Source organism: Paenibacillus sp. FSL K6-2393, assembly GCF_038002545.1.
Lineage (GTDB): Bacteria > Bacillota > Bacilli > Paenibacillales > Paenibacillaceae > Paenibacillus.
This window is the reverse complement of sequence record NZ_JBBOCU010000002.1, coordinates 322,830-339,528: the sequence shown is the minus strand read 5'-3', so window position 1 is coordinate 339,528 and position 16,699 is coordinate 322,830. Positions and strand designations below refer to the sequence as shown.

Below are 16,699 nucleotides of genomic sequence, written 5' to 3'. Positions count from 1 at the left end.
GGCTCCTCCCTATTCGATTTCCCGGGTACTCGTCCATACCAATTGGTCTTCTTTTTACTATGATATACAAACCGTTGAATTCAAGCGGCAACCGCATCTAATGAGGAGGATTTGCATGTACAGAATTAATCGGGTATGTGAAGAAACGGTTTCTCCGCACGTTGGACGTTCCGTTTGTCTCGTTATGAAAGACGGTAAGCATATGTATGGTACGCTTAGTCAATGTCGTGATGGCAAAGTTTATTTGAACGGGTGTTTTGAGGGACCACGGTTGTGTTCAGTCAAGTCCAAACAGCAGCTGGTAAACAGCGGCAAGAAAAAAGCTGTTGCATCAAAGAAAGTTAAATCTTCAGCCTACGGTCGATATGGATATGGAGGATACGGTGGGGGTTACGGTTATGGAGCAGGAATTGATCTGGCTCTGGTAGCAACTCTGTTTTTACTGCCATTCCTGTTCATTTAAAACTCAAATCTGATAGCGGTATAATTGTAGTCATAACAAAGACCCTTTTGGCTTATAGCGAAAAGGGTCTTTGTCTTTTTCATATGATTTCCTTCAATTACAGTATACTTTCTGTAAAAAAGATACAAAAAAAGGCATTCGCTAAAACGAATGCCGGGAACTTCATATTTAATACCCTTACCTTCGCACAGGGTGTCTGTTTGATCTTAAAAAAAAACACCTCGTTAGAGGCGGGTAAGCTATGTTAAATCCGATTTCCTTTAGGCATCGTTTTCAGATTACTATTCGAATTCTCAAGCAATGGTAGCATCCTAGTCGTGCTGACCATCTCAGAAGCACATATCGGACAAGTAGGTACGTTATCAAACGCAAAATTGTCCCGCATCCATCCTTTGCACGTATCACTCGTACATTCCCAGATTGCCGCATCAGCTTGTGGAATCTCTTCCAACGGTTTTTTGCGATTATACATGACTTCTACCCCCTTTGTTATGGAAAAACATCTAACCGACGTTATTTCACAGAAGCCTACACTTAGCGGAAGTTTCACGTCCCACCGAACTTCTGCCTCGACAACTAATGGGTCGACTTTTATATAACTGATCAAAAAAAAGAAGCTGCCTTTACCATTATAACATGTTAAAGGCAGCTATGCTTTAATTACAGTTTTACAACTTCTTCTGCTTGAGGACCACGGTTTCCTTGTACAATTTTAAATTGCACGCGTTGACCTTCGTCCAGCGTTTTGAAGCCTTCGCCTGTAATAGCGCTGAAGTGTACGAATACATCTTCTCCGCCTTCAACTTCGATGAAACCGAAGCCTTTATCAGCGTTGAACCATTTTACTGTTCCGTTTTGCATGTGAATTACACCTCCAAATAAAGATTAACATGTTCCTTTGTTCTTTGCAGCAAGCAAATAAAAATTCACACATTGAAAAAGGTACCAGTCATAAACCTATAAGTGATCTCCCTTTACAATATATGAATTAGGTTTTCCACTCTCTACAACTTGTTTTTATTATAACTCCAATTCAGCCAAAAAGCAAATCTTTGTATTTTCTTTTCAAACAGCTTTGGAAATACATGTTATTAACACGCGTGGGGCCAGGGTTTATCACACTTATGTGCCTGGTCGCTTGTGTACGGTCTTATGAAAGGATATGCAGATCTAATCCATCTTATACATTTTTATATAATATTCTGACATGCATATCCAACACAACCAATGAATCATCTTACTCCAGTTTAACACACTATGTCCATGCCCACATAAATGCATCCCGATCCCAGGCGATCTGCCCACGATGAAGCTTTCGGAAAGCTTTCTTCACTTCTTTGGACAATGACGTATTGCCGTTCTCGTTCACAAAAACAAACTCTTCCCCAAAATGGGTCTTCACATATTCTATGGCAGCTTCCTGATGAAGTGTTCCTGTGAATTTAATCTCCTGTACCATCCATTCTGCTACACCTTGTGCTGTCTTCTCCACTATATCACCTACTGTCTAAACTTAATGTACGGATAGGCAGACCTCGTATCATGAACATATCTGTCTTCCCGCCAGACTGAAGTATACCATGATCCAACTGCTGACGGGAAACTGTATGATAACTACTTTCAAGCAATACCCGCAATAGCCTTAATGAACAACCGTATTCGCTTGCTCACTCCCTTTGGATGGAATAGACGAATTTGTTCGAATGCTCCACACTAACCATGCACAGTAAGCAATCAGTACTGCCAGTATTAACAGATCGTAAGGAAGTGTACCTGTATCCTCCAGATCATTCCCTAAAAATTGAATCAGATTATGTATGAAATGAAACAATATAAGCGGTATGATATTTCCGTTCTTCAGCATCAATAACGCCAGTACAGCTCCCAGGAGCAGCGCATAGATCAATTGCATGATCGTATCCGTCATATCCTGACCAGACAATGCGTTCAACAGATGTGTAATCGAAAACAATATGCTTGAGGTCACAACTGCGGCCACTGCACTTTTTTGAAGCAAGGTCTTGAAAATAAGCCCACGATAGATCGTTTCCTCAACAAAAGCTACGAGCAAGGTAAAAAAGATGAAAAAGGCTAGCCGTGACAAGCTCAGCTCCTCAAATCCTTTCAGGGCAAGTGTACCCAGTACAAGGAGTAGTGGAATATAATACTTTGCGTGGCCAGCTGGGATACTTCGTAAAGATCGGAATCCAGTCTCTCCCCATTTGCGCCTTAACGTCAGATAGGTCATCAGAACAATTGCGATGGGTGTAAAGGAAATGAGTACAGGGGAAGTGTAGTCCAGTTGTTTTATCGTTGCAATGGCCCCTGCTGCAAATACGGCTAACAGGAGAAGCAGCTCAATAATTACAACGGTGAGCACAGGTTTGCGCTCGGAAAAGGAATGTTTTGGCTTGGATTGCGGATTAATCATACATTTCCCTACCTCGTTTCATTTGCTTTTTTTCGTTGTCATATGAATTTATATGCCAATATAGTTGTATCACATCATCCGTATATTGAATATCCCTATTATGGATAAAACTATAAAAGTAACAAAAAAGAGACTTATCTTGACTTCTTTTCCCCTAAAATCAGGTATGGCTTATACCTTTATCTGTCCATTATAGTATTACAAGAGTTCAATGCTGCAGGGGTGTCGCGACTTTTCAACGTCATATATCTATGAAGTACCAATTAACGATAGCTTCACAATGCATAATGAAATCAGGGGGATACTATGAAAGCATTCTTTCAGCGCTGGGGGCATTTACTGGCTATTCTGTGCATACCGCTCCAAGGCTCCATTTACGTATTTCTAGGCAGCAACACCGGAAGTGATGTATTTTACAATTATGCTTGGATTGACACGCAGATTCCTTTTCTCAAAGAATTTATTTATCCGTACATTAGCTGGATGCCCATTCTGTATCTTGGATTTCTCTATTTGGGTCTGACGAACAAGTCGCTATTCTGGCGTACGTTGATTACCTATAATGTTGGTGTCATGGCTGCCAATGTCTGTTTTGCGGTGTTCCCTACCCATGTCCCGCGCCCGGAGGTCGGCGGAACCGATCTGAGCAGCGTGTTAGTACAGTTTATCTATACTAATGATGCGCCCTTCAACTGTTTCCCAAGTGTTCACGTTCTGACCAGCTACTTGCTGTTTATTGTGATCAACAGACACTTGAACTTTAAGCCTTTGGCACGGATTTCTTGGTCGGTATGGCTGTGGTTGATTATTGCTTCGACGGTGTTTGTAAAACAGCATTCCTTGCTGGACATCGCAGGAGGCATTTTGTTTGCTGAGGCCGCGTATTGGACTGTACATGTCTTTGCTCTTCGTCTTGGGCAGGCACGAAAAAAAAGCAAGCAGCCACTCACAGCTTCTAATCCAAGCAGTCATGTATAACGACATTTATATATGTAACAGGTGGGATGATGATCCTGTTATACAGCAAAAGAGGGCATAGGCCCTCTTTTTTTGTACTCATTTAATTAAACCTACTTATATAGAAGAACTTTATTTGGGTTCGACTACGCGTTTCATGCTATAGGTGGCCGTTCATGAAGAAGGTCAGACGGTGGACTTCCGGTTATACGTTTGAATATGCGGTAAAAATAAGACAGATCCCGGTAGCCGAGAAATTCGGCAATTTCCTGGATGGAGAGTTGTGACTCAGTGAGCAAATATATGGCTCGTTTCATCCTTTGATCATGGACATATTGACTGATGGTCTGATTTGTCATGCTTTTGAATAATGCAGCAGCATAATTGGGAGTTTTATTGATCTCATCCCCGAGTTCTTCCTTCGTTACTTTCTCCCGATAATGCCGCTCAATATACCGCTTCATCCGTTCAACATGATTATGCCTCTCCGGCGGGATAACTCCACGATCAAGCTCCCTGTTCATATAAATCAACACTTCCATCAATAAGGCTTGGCTCATCATGACATAATAAGACGGACGCTCCTGCCATTGTTGATAAATAGCGCTCATGCGTTGATGGATCAGCTCGTAACATCCAGGTTTATGCCGCAAAGCCTCATACCGTTCCAGTGCAGGCAGAGTTTCCGTATGGTCGCGTTGCAGTTGAATTACAATCTGTGTGTGCGTTACTGTAGGAATACTCTTGCCGTAATATGGGGTACCACCTGGAATGAGGAGCAATTCACCCTTTTCCATGATCTGTTTATCACCGTTCACCCAATATACACATTTTCCATAAGTAACCAAGCTAAGCCGCCAAGTTTCTTGAGATTGTACAGCTTTTTCGTACCAACCGACACCATTAATATGTCGTACTTCAAGTGGAGTGACCATAACACACCTCATTATCGGACTATACTCTAATCATTGTACTATAGTTCATACCCTGATTCGACAGAAAACGCTACAATACACATATAAGCTTAAATATGAGGAGGAAATTAGCATGTTAAAAACAAAAATTATTTGTACCATGGGACCTGCTTGTGACTCAATCGAATTGTTAAAAGTAATGATTCAGGAAGGTATGACCGTTGCCCGTCTGAACATGGCTCATGGCGAACTGGAAGATCACGTGACACGGATTAACAATATCCGTAAAGCAGCTTCCGAACTGAACACCTATGTACCGATCATGATGGACATCAAAGGGCCGGAAGTACGTATCGGTAAACTGAAAGAAGCATCCTGCCATCTGCAAGCCGGTAAAGAGCTGATCCTGACTACCGAAGAAATTCTTGGTGACGCTGAGCGTATCTCGGTAAACTATCCAGAACTGAACCTCGTTGTGAAACCTGGCGATCGTATCCTCATCGATGATGGCCTTGTGGATCTGACTGTACTGTCTGTGGAAGGATCCGATATCCATTGTAAAATCATCAGTGGCGGCATTCTGAAACCACGCAAAGGGGTTAACTTGCCAGGAATCAAAACGACATTGCCAGGTGTAACCGAGCGTGACGTTATGCACATCGGATTTGGAATCGAAAACGATATCGAAATTATCGCAGCATCCTTTGTTCGTAAAGGCGATGACATCCGTGAAATCCGCAGCATTTTGAAAGAACGCGGTGTAGACCACGTACAGATCATCTCCAAAATTGAAAACCAGGAAGGTATGACTAACCTGGACGATATTATTGAAGCATCTGACGGTATCATGGTAGCTCGTGGAGATCTCGGGGTTGAAGTACCCATCGAAGACGTGCCGATGATGCAAAAAGAAATGATCGATAAATGTAACCGCGCTGGTAAACCGGTTATCGTAGCTACACACATGCTGGAGTCCATGCAAGTGAACCCACGCCCTACTCGTTCCGAAGTTAGTGACGTGGCAAACGCTGTACTTCAAGGTGCTGACGTTGTGATGTTGTCCGGTGAATCAGCTGCTGGTAAATATCCGGTACAATCCGTGCGTACGATGGCTGCTGTTGCTCGCCGTGCTGAAACAATGATCGATTACAAAGAGCAATTCGCACAAAAATCGGCTCAACAAATCGCTGATATTACTGAAGTTATCAGTCAGGGCGCTGTAAGTTCTTCCCTCGTACTGAATGCAAAAGCAATCATCACTTCGACTGAGAGTGGATTCACAGCACGCATGATCTCCAAATATCGTCCAAAAGCGCCAATCATCGCAGTTACACAACATGAAGAAGTATTGGCGAAAATCTGCCTGCTCTCCGGTGTCATTCCGGTTATGGGCGACAAAGTAACCACTACGGATGAAATGTTCGAGTCTGCTACGCGTAACGCAATCAAAACAGGTTACATTGAAAAAGGTGACATCATTGTATTGTCCGCTGGTGTTCCAATCGGTCAATCCGGTAATACAAACCTGATCAAAGTTCAACAAGTTTAATTCAATAGCTGTAACTGAAGCTATAGATCTTAGCTATATATAGAAATACAAAAATCCACCGAGAGCAGAAATGCATCCCGGTGGATTTTTTGTTGATGCTGTGTGCCAATGATCGTGATGTTACAACAAACGAATTCGAGATTATAGATTCCGCGAGTAATCAACCAGATCCTGTGACATGGTGTTGATCTCATCCATTGAAGCATTCACCTGCTGTGTCAGGGCAGCCTGATTTTGCGTTAACGTGGACATATTACCGATATGTTCAAGAATCTGATCAATCAGTGTTTTCATCTTCTGCATGCTATCTTCGATATTTACTGTGGCCTCCGAACTGTGATCAGCCAGTTTCCGCACTTCACCTGCAACGACGCCAAATCCCAGTCCCAGCTCTCCCGCTCGTGCAGCTTCAATTGCTGCATTCAACCCCAGCAGATTGGTCTGACTGGCAATCTCTCGAATAAACACCGTGATATTCTTCGTATCATCTGCACTGCTTTTCACTTGAATAGCTGCATCGGCAGATAACTCCTGAGCAGTAACCAGATCCTGTGCCTGATCAGTAATTGAGTTGATTCCACGTACCATCTCGCCAATGGACTCCGACAATTGTTTTGTTTTCAGATTCATGGCTTCCACGATCTGTTCCTTATTCTTCTCATGGGTGACATCCCGAATGGTTCCAGCTACACGGAGCGGTACTCCATCCTGATCCCTAATGGTCTCCCCACCCGCGTGATACCAACGGTACTCCCCATCTTTGCGCTGCAAACGATAATCCAGATCGTACGGTGTACGACCACTGTAATCGTTCATATGTCTGGCAAATTCGTTGATCGTCCGATCATGGTCTTCCGGATGAAGTCGGCTGCTCCAGCTGCTGAACACATTCGGGAAATCCTGCTCGTCTTTAAACCCTAATTCTCTACGGAATTGGGGTGACCACCAAAATTCGTTATTTGGATTAACCACATCTCCAGCCACAACGGTCATATCCCACGGTGCCTCCACCAAGGCGCGGTTAACCAGATCATATCGGGTGACGAGTGCTTCCAGCTCATCAGACTTGCTCTTCTCCTCATGAATATCAAACATGATGCCCAAAAGTTTGACCGGAACTCCAGCCTGATTTCGGATGACTTGTCCAAGGCATCGGAACCAGCGAATCTCTCCACTTTTTGTAATCATACGGCTGATGACGTTATAGGCAGTTGTTGCTCTTGTGTCATTCACATGTTTCATAATCTCCTGCACCAGTTGGGGTCTGTCATCCGGATATATCGATTTGGCCCAGCTTGCAAATGAATCGGGATAATCCTTGGCATTATGGAATCCTAACATTTGGCGGAATTCATTCGAAAATGAAACGATATTATTGTTATCCAGTGGATCACCAGCAACAATTTCAGATTCCCATAATCCCACATTCATTGCCTGATTCAGCATTCTAAGGCGCATTTCCACGGCTTCGTTTTGTGCTTTCATCATATGTACTGCTTTTTTGATATTACTAGCTATTTCATCGGTATCCTGAAACTCAATGCCATCTTCGATCCATGCGTCATAGTCGCCCTTTTCTGCGTTTGCTACCAGTTTACGACTATACTCCAGTAAATTCTGATGCGCATCTGTACGAAGGTGTTTAGTCGATTCAGTACGTTTACGAAACATGCTCATTTCTCCTCTTAGCTCATATGTTATATATTTCGACATTATCAGACATTAAATGTAGAGCAATGGTTTTAATTTTGCATAAAAACAAGAACCAGCGCTGAATCAGCACTGGTTCTTATATTAAATGCCTTTATTTTTTTGAAAATGAATCTTAAATGACTGCCTCTTACCAGCTACCAGCCAAAATTCAGTGTTTTCCCCGTCTCCACCCAAGTTTTGATGCTGCTTAGAATCATCCACCAACTACTCTGTGCATTCGCAATGGAAGGATGGTTATCTGTAAATTGATCATTAATCAGTGTCAGCTTCGTACACTCCCCCACAGTTTCCAACTGGAAGACCACTCTGGATTGCAGCTCGGCATGATTGGCATGGTATGACGGTCCGGGATGCTCCTGATAACTAAGTCTGGACAACGGTTCAAATTCCAATATATCTCCATACACATGGACAGTCTCTGCACCATCATTACCTGGCCCTACATAAGCAAATGGCTGGCCTGGTTGGAAATTGGTGCGAAGTTCGCTGCCGAAAAAACTATTCCGTGTGCCATCTGGTGATATTAGAGCATTCCACACCTCTTCCAGTCCTGCGTTGATATAGAATTCATATTTCAGTTCCATGGACTCACTCCCTTTATGTATTGGATAAGCGATCTGCCAACCTCGCACTCCTATCCTATCGTTATACCCCAAAGGCCGTATTGTAAAAACGCGACATCAGGTAAAATATAAGCTCTTTATATTTTCGGGATGTTATACCATGATCCAAACGGGTTGCGCCCATATAGTGCTTTCCTAGAAGATCAGATATACTAAACTGGAATGAAATAACAGGACTGTTCAAGGTGATAGGACGAAATTTGAAAGGAATTGAGATATGAGCCAATCAACGAATATTATGGGCATCCCTTTTCCCAATGTAACGATGAATCAAACTGTTGCAATCCTTGGTGAAGTCGTAGGTCAGGAAAGCAATGAACTATTCCATGTCATCACAGGTAACCCCGAGATTGTTATGTCCTGTCAAAAGAATGCCTCTCTTCGCAAAGTCGTCGATCAAGCCGGGTTGGTCACGGCTGACGGTGCCGGCATTGTGATGGTATCCCGTTTTCGGGGCGGACAATTAACTGAACGGGTAACCGGTTGTGATCTGCTGTTTCGTTTATTAGAGGAAGGCGATCAAAAACACTGGTCATTCTACATGCTGGGAGCAGAGGAAAGCGTAAGTGAACAGGCCGTGAAAGTTATTGCGCAACGTTATCCGGGAGTTGTTGTAAAAGGCAGACACCATGGTTATTTCCAGGTAGATGAGGAACAACAGATTGTGGAAGAGATTTGTACTGCTCAACCAGACTTTCTTATCGTGGCTCTTGGCGCACCCCATGCGGAACACTGGATTAACAAGTATCGCCACCAGTTGAACGCTCGTGTAGCCATAGGTGTTGGAGGCAGTCTAGATATCGTGGCAGGCAAAACCAAACGTGCCCCTGCGATATGGCAGAAACTTAATCTGGAATGGCTCTATCGCCTCTTCAGTCAACCTTCGAGATGGCGCAGGCAACTCATTTTACCCCGTTTTGCTGTGCGGGCATTGTTGTTCAGAGAACCTAAATAATTTGAGATGAGCAGGAGGGATGACTCGAATGAAACAGGTAGAACAAGGAGACAGACCAAGTATGGGCCTGCTGGATCTGAATAAAGGTGATCATAAATATCAACTGACACGCCATGCTCCTTCCGAAGCACTTCGCCCTTTTGTTAAACATTACTGGATCGTATCGTGGGATCTGACTGGACTTGAACCGTATCCCCAACATGTCGTGCCTAACCCCTGTGTCAATCTGGTTGTGGAACGGAATAATACGTTTTTCTTCGGACCATCGGGACGTAAATTCTCCTATCTTGTGAGCGGAAAAGGTCGTGTATTTGGCGTGAAGTTCAGACCAGGAGGGTTTTATCCTTTCCTCCGGGTTCCTGTCTCTTCATTGTACGGACAGCCGATGAATGTATCCAATATTCTTGACGTCACAGCGGAATCCTTGGAAGACCGGCTTCTTGGGACGGGGGATGATGCGGATAAAACCAGTTACATCGACCAGCTATTATGTGCACACCTTCCTGCTGAAGATGATCAAGCGAGAATGGTAAACGATATTGTGCAACAGATTGAACAGAACCGGGAGATGCTGAGAGTAGATGATCTATCTTCCTATTGGAATATGCATACCCGAAAGCTTCAACGCCTGTTCAATCAGTATGTGGGCATCGGACCCAAAACCGTAATCAAGTTGTATCGTCTGCAAAATGCTGCAGAATGGATGGACCACGGTCTTCACTGTGACCTGATTAAGCTATCTCAGGATCTTGGATATCATGATCAATCCCATTTCATCCGAGATTTCAAGTCCATTATTGGCAGTACACCAGAGGAGTACTTACACTCTAAACATCCGAATGGTGAGCGCCGAGGGCTGATCAATTAAGAAACCTGTCCTGAAAATCAGGACAGGCGAATGACTTCTATGGTATCCCCCGTATGAATGACACCTTCCCGTTCGACCGAGCACACAATCCCACGTTTTTTGCGAGCCGCAGGCACGAATTTTTTACGCAAACCGTCCTGTTCGTAGAATTGTTCAATCATTTTCCCCGGATGTATACAGGGAAGGTTCTCCCCTTCGCATATTAACCCTGTCCCGTTCGGAAATAGGAGCCGCGTTCCAGCAGGCAGTTCCGTCAATCGATCAATGCCACGGACCAGTATATTGGCACCAAGCCACTCTGGACGCACTTCAGGAATGTTCATTTTCTCAGCAATAAGAGCACATTCTTCCTCGGAAACAATACTGATTTGGCGGCGATTCGCAATCGGTGTACCACGCTTGTAGATTTTCTGACGCGAGTCCGCCGGACGAAGCAGACCATAATGACAGTCACCCGGAATTCCTGCAAGCTCAATGTCGATAAAAGGTACAACTCGGGTCACAAATGTGGATGGATCATCAGCCAACAAGACGAATTGAACCGTTCCCATAGTAATCTCCTCCCTTTCCTGAGCAATATCACTTCTTTATTGTTCATTATTACCCAATGAATGGATTGTCGACAATCGGCGTATGCTTACCTTTGTAACTATTTTTTAATTTCAACATCATAACTCAACTGGAAAACGATAAATAATTTTAATAATACACAATTAAATTGTTACAAATTAAATTTGCTCTTTCCGTTCTTGTTGCAAACATTTATACTAGGATGGACAAGTAAATAAATTACATATCAGAAAGCAAGGTGTTTCCTTTGATTAGTATCATTTTTGTAGCTCTTGTAGCTGTCGAACACTTCTATATTATGGTGATGGAGATGTTTATGTGGACTCGTCCACGCACAATGAAAACCTTTAATCTTACGCCGGAATTCGCCAAATCCACCAAATCTCTCGCGGCCAATCAAGGTCTTTACAATGGATTTCTTGCGGCAGGTCTGATCTGGGGACTTGTATATCCGGATGCTGCCGTTGGACAGCATATTCAGATTTTCTTCCTGGCGTGTGTGATTATCGCGGCTCTCTATGGAGGAGCGACTTCTTCACGGTCGATCATTATCAAACAAGGATTGCCTGCAATCATTGCATTGTTGCTGGTCCTGTTCCTCTAATTTCCTGTCGATAGGTGCATTGCTGCGATTCATGTTTAACTCCTTTATGGTAAGGTAGTGAATAGATAGCAGTGTACAATGACCAGAATCAATCTGGGATCGGGAGGAGAACATGTCATGGGATTGTTTGACAAGCTTCGGCGGCGCAAAAAGGAGAAGGTACCTGCAGGTGGTGCTGTCGAATCGACGAATTACAGTGAAACCATCGTGGGTTTTGTCCTGCTGGAGCATGACGATTGTGATTTTGACCTCTTCATCAGGAACATGAAGAACGAATGGGATATCGAGATTGAAGAACGCCCGGAGGAGGGCAATCTCTTTTTCGAAGTGAATGGGATGCAGGTGGTATGTGCTCACATTGCGGCGCCTGTACCCGACCGTGAAGTTGAGGAGAATGCCAAGTTAAACATCCTTTGGCGAGAAGCGGAGCAAGTTACCTCACGGCACCAGTCTCAGATTATTGTCTCTGTTCTGAACGCAACAAATGCTATTGAGGGACATGTTCTGTTCACTCAAACAGCGAGTGCCTTATTACAGTTGGATCACGCGCTGGCCATATACATGGCCCCACTTGTTGTTGAAGCCAGTCAATATGTCGAAACCAGCCGTGGGATCAAACATGATGAGTTGCCAGTCTCGCTCTGGATTTTCATCGGATTATTCCAAAATGCCGAAGGTGCCTCAGCTTACACTTACGGACTACGTAACTTTGGTAAAGAAGAGATGGAGATTATGCAATCGTCGGAATCCTTAAGCGATGTATTTGAGATGATGTTCATGACCACAACGTATGTGGTTGAGAACGACGTCACACTGCATGACGGGGAAACACTAGGCTTCTCGGCAGAACAAAAGCTGAGCATTTCCCTTTCCAAAGGTGTAGCAACGGAAGGTAACAGTTTGAAGATTGGATTCTAACTTACGTAGTTATCTTAACTTTATCGTGTCACAGTTGTAGAAGCCGTCCGGAGTTCATACTCTGGGCGGCTTTTTAGCCATTCAGGTTCCTTCCATATGACGATATGGAAGCAATCCCTGATTTTAACTTCACTAGGAAGAAGTAGTTCATAAGAACCACTTAATTATGAATTAAGTTTTCATTCGTGATTTAAAAAGGTATAATTAATAGGCTTATAGTCTCATATATTACATATTATATTATTATCGAGGAGTTGCCTACATGTCTGTTAGACGTTTGGATTCAACTAAACCTATTATTGAAATTATCTGGGAAGGTATTGTTTCTCCTGAACATGTCGAACAAGCGAATACAGAAATCCAGAGGATAGCGGAACAATTGGGAAGTTCGTTTGATGTGTTAGTAGATATGCGGAACATGAAGGCTTTCCCTCAGGATACAAAAGAAAAAATTGTGGAGCACCAGAAACTACTGACGCAATGGGGTATGAAGCGAGCCAGTGTAGCCGTAGGTGGTGCGATCGCCAAAATGCAATTGAATCGGATTTCCAAAGAATCGGCGCACCAGACTGAATTCCAATGGGAAACGTATGACGAGGCTTTGGCATTTTTGTTGAAATAATATTGAAGTGATACGGACTCAGTATAAGAGAGCTACTAATGCTGTACCTTGCACACAGAAAGAGGCGTTCCCCGTGAGGAAGCGCCTTTTTCTTTTGCAGTTCCACGTGGCTTACTCCGTTTTGCCAGTGATACGACCGCTCATCATTTAAGATTCAAGTTTACTTACACGCACCATCGTTACAGATGTACCATTTAGAGACTCCTCCACGAAACCTAACCGCTTATATAAGCGAATCGCTTGGTTATCCGGGTCAACACTGAGCGAGACTGCTGCAATTTCCCGCCGTTCGACCTCATCTAATGCGGTCTGAAGCAGTAAGGTACCTACTCCTTTTCCACGCGCATCTTCCGTTACAGCCATCCCCATCTCTGGCGTAGCTGCATTCACATAACCGTATCCCGCATTTTGGTCCGTATAGAATCTTAACGTTATTGAACCTAGTCTCTTGCCTTGCTGGTCAACTGCAACATACCCAAAATCCCCTTCTCTTCCCCATTCTTCAACGTATTTGGACAGTCCGGGAGTATGAATACTTTCGATTGGAAGAGGTGCATCACCTTCTCTTCTATGCAGGGATGCGTATAACATCTCCCATAGAAAGGGGATATCCTGTTCTTCAATAGGGCGTACAAGGTAGTCAGTCTTGGTCATGTTTTCTCCTCCTTCAGCTTTTCAAAAAGGCGGTCCATCTCATTCAGATTAAACTCATTGGTAATCTCGTAGTCCTCAAGTTGGTCTCTCGTTTTCGCCTCGCTGTAGATGGAGATGGACTTTTCATTATAAAACGTCAGTCCGAATCCATCGGTAAAGCGGCCTTCTTTATTTATGGTAAGTCGCCACTCATAGTACTGCGGATTCCTTTCGGAAACGTCGAATTCCCGTACTCTTTTAAGTTCAACATCCTTTAATAGCTTCAGCATGTCTCTAATCTCTTTGGGATCTGTAATCGTTATTTCATCATCTTCATTATACGGTTCATTGTCGGAAATTTTCCTAATCGTCAGTCGATCCAATGTATCCAGCATCGTCATATGATCTGTGACCTCTGCTCGAAACGTCGTATGTTTGCTGGGGATATACATAGCATATTGACCAGAGGTATACATACGCACTGCAATAGCTACAACAACAATAATCGTGACGATACCCATAATCATCTTGATTCGTCTACTCATCCCAATCCCCTCTCTATACCTACACAAAACATATAAATTGGTAATTATTGATATATTCCAGTATAACATCTCACTCCTTTTGTTCCAATGTCATTTCCTATCCCTGGTCCCTCAATTACGATGACGTTTTGGGCTACACTAAAAATTAAAGATTTAAATGAACAAGCCGCGTTCTCCCATAGAGTGAACGCGGCTTGTTTGTTAACTTTGTTATATTGTTTTATTACCTAATCAGAACCATGTATGATGATAACCCTTATCCCAAGCCATGAATATGACACACGTAGACTTGGCCTCACGTCTGTTCAGCGTACGCCGAAAACTATTTGTTCTCAGCCCAATACACGGCCTGCTGATTCTCGGATAACCAGCTCAGGCTTCAGCACAATCTTCTGTGGCTCTTTTTGTTCATCCTTTAACTCTTCAATCAACAGATCTACAGCGCGATGTCCCAGTTCTTCAATTGGCTGGGCAACGGTCGTAAGTGGCGGACTCGTTACCGAAGCCAGAATCGTATTATCAAACCCGATAATCGACACATCCTCTGGCACGCGTAGCCCCAGCTCTTTGGCTGCCTGAAGTGCACCAATGGCCTGAATGTCATTACAGCAGAATAAGCCTGTGGGATGATCGTTCTCACCGAGCAGCAGTAACGCCTCTTTTTTGGCCGAGCTCAGGTCAGCTGCGGATTCTCGGATCTGAGTCGGTTCCAGTGTATGACCTGCCTTAATCAGGGTTTCACGGAATCCGCGTACACGTTCCTGACTGCTGCTGACTTTGGACGGTTCCGACAATACCGCTACACGGGTGTGCCCAAGTTCAAGAAGATGCTCCGCTGCGAGTGCTCCGCCGAGTATGTCGTCAATAGTGACCGTATGTACCGACAGCGATGGCATATGACGAGCAATCAGAGCAACAGGTATCGACTGTTGCAAGAGGGGTGACAAAATTTCGGCATTATCGATCCCGGTTCCGATCATCATGCCATCGACCCTTTTTTGCTGAAGCAGATTTAGATAACGCTCTACCCGCTCGTCCTTATTATCCGTACTGCAGATGACCACGCTGTAGCCCAATTGACGACTTCGATCCTCGACCGCTCTCGCCAGTTCTGCAAAATACGGGTTTGAGATGTCCGGTACGAGCAGCCCCAATGTATACGTCTGCTTGCCTGTAAGTGCAGCTGCGATCGCGCTGGGCTGATAGTGAAGGCGTTCCATGATCTCCATAATCTCGGCGCGCCGCTTCTCACTGATCTTGCCTTTGCCATTAATGACCTGCGAGACGGTTGCAATGGATACACCCGCCTCGCGTGCTATATCGTATATGGTTGCTTTCATTGTTTTTCCCCATTTGTGCTATATATAATATACATAGATAATTGTTCTCTTCTTCTCATTATGCAGGGGGAAGTCTGCATACGCAACTTGAAGCGAGCAAAATGTGCGTAGCATGAACTGTTTTACTTTTTCATCAACCACTCATGGTCAGGGTCGTTATGGAATTTCCAGGTCCGGGTTGGTCCAGCCATCACGTTCAGATAGTAGACCTCATACCCCGGAGGAGCACCTACCGGATGATATCCGTCCGGAACAAGCACCACTTCTCCGTTCTTCACTGCTAGCGTCTCATCCACAGAGCGATCATCCGTGTATATGCGCTGAATGGCAAACCCCTGCTCAGGCTGCACACGGAAATAATACGTTTCTTCCAGCAAAGATTCGTCAGGGAGTGCGTCCCGATCATGCTTATGTGGCGGGTAACTGGACCAATGCCCATCTGGTGTGAATACCTCAACAACAAGCAAACTGTCTGCTTCCTTCTGTTCCGGCAAAATGTTGTGAATCTGGCGTTCCAGATTACCATACCCTCTTGCCTCTACCCCTACATCTTCGGGTGCAATGAGACGAGCCGGGTACGTGCCTTTACCGGGTGCAACACATATAGCGATTTCCAGTTCGGTACGTGCTGTGATCTGTACTTGATCGGAAGTTGAGACGTAGACTGAATACGGCGGAATTTTCTCGAAAACACTCATTCTTTTTCCGATATTATCCCATGTGTGCTCCCGGGTACTTACATTGGCGAAACCACTGAGAAGCACCACACAGAGTTCCTGATCACCGCTCTCACGGGTTAGCGTCTCCCCTTCTGCCAACTTCGCTACCTGAAAGCCAACATATTCCCAACCCGCCGACTCCGGTGTTACGTCTATAAGTGTACCGTCTCCCTCCGGGTTGACCACGGGTTTCACAATACGTTCTGACATCTTGTCATCCACTCCTTTCTGTAATCGTCCACAACAACCTGATACTCATAAAAGCAAAAACCTGG

20 protein-coding genes are annotated in these 16,699 nt (G+C 44.3%); 8 read left to right on the top strand and 12 right to left on the bottom strand.

Annotated elements, in window-relative coordinates; translation table 11 throughout:
• Positions 1–115: 115 nt before the first annotated feature.
• Positions 116–463 (top strand): hypothetical protein, encoded by a 348-nt coding sequence (locus MHI14_RS28675; RefSeq protein WP_249913859.1) that lies wholly within the window; start codon positions 116–118, stop codon positions 461–463.
• A 244-nt stretch (positions 464–707) separates the two neighbouring features.
• Here the strand turns inward: MHI14_RS28675 and MHI14_RS28670 are convergent, their stop codons facing one another.
• From MHI14_RS28670 to MHI14_RS28655, 4 genes are all read right to left on the bottom strand, one after another.
• Positions 708–935 (bottom strand): cold-shock protein, encoded by a 228-nt coding sequence (locus MHI14_RS28670; protein WP_017691121.1) that lies wholly within the window; start codon positions 933–935, stop codon positions 708–710.
• A 188-nt stretch (positions 936–1,123) separates the two neighbouring features.
• Positions 1,124–1,324: a cold-shock protein gene (locus MHI14_RS28665; protein ID WP_024633772.1), complete on the bottom strand. Its 201-nt coding sequence runs from the start codon at positions 1,322–1,324 to the stop codon at positions 1,124–1,126.
• A 394-nt stretch (positions 1,325–1,718) separates the two neighbouring features.
• Positions 1,719–1,955 (bottom strand): DUF6953 family protein, encoded by a 237-nt coding sequence (locus MHI14_RS28660; RefSeq protein WP_036607962.1) that lies wholly within the window; start codon positions 1,953–1,955, stop codon positions 1,719–1,721.
• Positions 1,956–2,105: 150 nt separating this feature from the next.
• Positions 2,106–2,894, bottom strand: a complete 789-nt coding sequence (locus tag MHI14_RS28655; protein WP_091039270.1) for a CPBP family intramembrane glutamic endopeptidase — start codon at positions 2,892–2,894, stop codon at positions 2,106–2,108.
• A gap of 306 nt (positions 2,895–3,200) precedes the next feature.
• Between MHI14_RS28655 and MHI14_RS28650 the strand changes: the two genes are divergently transcribed.
• A complete protein-coding gene (locus tag MHI14_RS28650) occupies positions 3,201–3,872 on the top strand; it encodes a phosphatase PAP2 family protein (RefSeq protein ID WP_249913857.1) in 672 nt (223 codons plus the stop codon).
• Between the two features lie 134 nt (positions 3,873–4,006).
• Here MHI14_RS28650 and MHI14_RS28645 read toward each other — a convergent pair whose 3' ends face one another.
• A complete protein-coding gene (locus tag MHI14_RS28645; RefSeq protein ID WP_133387565.1) occupies positions 4,007–4,786 on the bottom strand; it encodes a helix-turn-helix transcriptional regulator in 780 nt (259 codons plus the stop codon).
• Positions 4,787–4,898: 112 nt separating this feature from the next.
• On the opposite strand from MHI14_RS28645, the gene pyk reads away from it, so the two are divergent.
• Complete coding sequence (pyk, locus tag MHI14_RS28640) at positions 4,899–6,314, top strand: pyruvate kinase (protein WP_062838171.1); 1,416 nt, start codon at positions 4,899–4,901, stop codon at positions 6,312–6,314.
• A 141-nt stretch (positions 6,315–6,455) separates the two neighbouring features.
• Here the strand turns inward: pyk and MHI14_RS28635 are convergent, their stop codons facing one another.
• Positions 6,456–7,985: a methyl-accepting chemotaxis protein gene (locus tag MHI14_RS28635; RefSeq protein ID WP_341131851.1), complete on the bottom strand. Its 1,530-nt coding sequence runs from the start codon at positions 7,983–7,985 to the stop codon at positions 6,456–6,458.
• Positions 7,986–8,161: 176 nt separating this feature from the next.
• The gene (locus MHI14_RS28630) at positions 8,162–8,611 is read right to left on the bottom strand and encodes an SRPBCC family protein (protein ID WP_017691129.1); all 450 of its coding nucleotides are present in this window, start codon (positions 8,609–8,611) and stop codon (positions 8,162–8,164) included.
• Positions 8,612–8,867: 256 nt separating this feature from the next.
• Between MHI14_RS28630 and MHI14_RS28625 the strand changes: the two genes are divergently transcribed.
• Positions 8,868–9,605, top strand: coding sequence for a WecB/TagA/CpsF family glycosyltransferase (locus tag MHI14_RS28625; protein ID WP_249913854.1), 738 nt, complete (start codon positions 8,868–8,870; stop codon positions 9,603–9,605).
• 28 nt (positions 9,606–9,633) lie between these two features.
• The gene (locus tag MHI14_RS28620) at positions 9,634–10,473 is read left to right on the top strand and encodes a helix-turn-helix transcriptional regulator (RefSeq protein ID WP_341131850.1); all 840 of its coding nucleotides are present in this window, start codon (positions 9,634–9,636) and stop codon (positions 10,471–10,473) included.
• A gap of 17 nt (positions 10,474–10,490) precedes the next feature.
• On the opposite strand, the gene MHI14_RS28615 is transcribed toward MHI14_RS28620, so the two are convergent.
• The gene (locus MHI14_RS28615) at positions 10,491–11,024 is read right to left on the bottom strand and encodes an MOSC domain-containing protein (protein ID WP_341131849.1); all 534 of its coding nucleotides are present in this window, start codon (positions 11,022–11,024) and stop codon (positions 10,491–10,493) included.
• 266 nt (positions 11,025–11,290) lie between these two features.
• Between MHI14_RS28615 and MHI14_RS28610 the strand changes: the two genes are divergently transcribed.
• The 3 genes from MHI14_RS28610 (at position 11,291) to MHI14_RS28600 (ending at position 13,187) form a co-directional block, all read left to right on the top strand.
• Positions 11,291–11,647, top strand: a complete 357-nt coding sequence (locus tag MHI14_RS28610; RefSeq protein WP_036608019.1) for a DUF1304 domain-containing protein — start codon at positions 11,291–11,293, stop codon at positions 11,645–11,647.
• A gap of 78 nt (positions 11,648–11,725) precedes the next feature.
• On the top strand, positions 11,726–12,565 hold the full coding sequence (locus MHI14_RS28605) for a DUF4261 domain-containing protein (RefSeq protein ID WP_341131848.1): 840 nt from the start codon (positions 11,726–11,728) through the stop codon (positions 12,563–12,565).
• A 262-nt stretch (positions 12,566–12,827) separates the two neighbouring features.
• Entirely contained in the window at positions 12,828–13,187 is a 360-nt protein-coding gene (locus MHI14_RS28600; protein ID WP_338590089.1) for a hypothetical protein, read from the top strand.
• A 147-nt stretch (positions 13,188–13,334) separates the two neighbouring features.
• Here MHI14_RS28600 and MHI14_RS28595 read toward each other — a convergent pair whose 3' ends face one another.
• The 4 genes from MHI14_RS28595 to iolB all read right to left on the bottom strand — a co-directional run bounded on the left by MHI14_RS28595 (position 13,335) and on the right by iolB (position 16,634).
• Positions 13,335–13,841 (bottom strand): GNAT family N-acetyltransferase, encoded by a 507-nt coding sequence (locus MHI14_RS28595; RefSeq protein ID WP_091039285.1) that lies wholly within the window; start codon positions 13,839–13,841, stop codon positions 13,335–13,337.
• Positions 13,838–14,365, bottom strand: coding sequence for a hypothetical protein (locus MHI14_RS28590; RefSeq protein ID WP_341131847.1), 528 nt, complete (start codon positions 14,363–14,365; stop codon positions 13,838–13,840). The genes MHI14_RS28595 and MHI14_RS28590 overlap by 4 nt, the downstream gene beginning before the upstream one ends.
• 332 nt (positions 14,366–14,697) lie before the next feature.
• Positions 14,698–15,705, bottom strand: a complete 1,008-nt coding sequence (locus tag MHI14_RS28585) for a LacI family DNA-binding transcriptional regulator (RefSeq protein ID WP_091039288.1) — start codon at positions 15,703–15,705, stop codon at positions 14,698–14,700.
• Positions 15,706–15,827: 122 nt separating this feature from the next.
• Complete coding sequence (iolB, locus tag MHI14_RS28580) at positions 15,828–16,634, bottom strand: 5-deoxy-glucuronate isomerase (RefSeq protein ID WP_249913853.1); 807 nt, start codon at positions 16,632–16,634, stop codon at positions 15,828–15,830.
• Positions 16,635–16,699 lie beyond the last annotated feature (65 nt).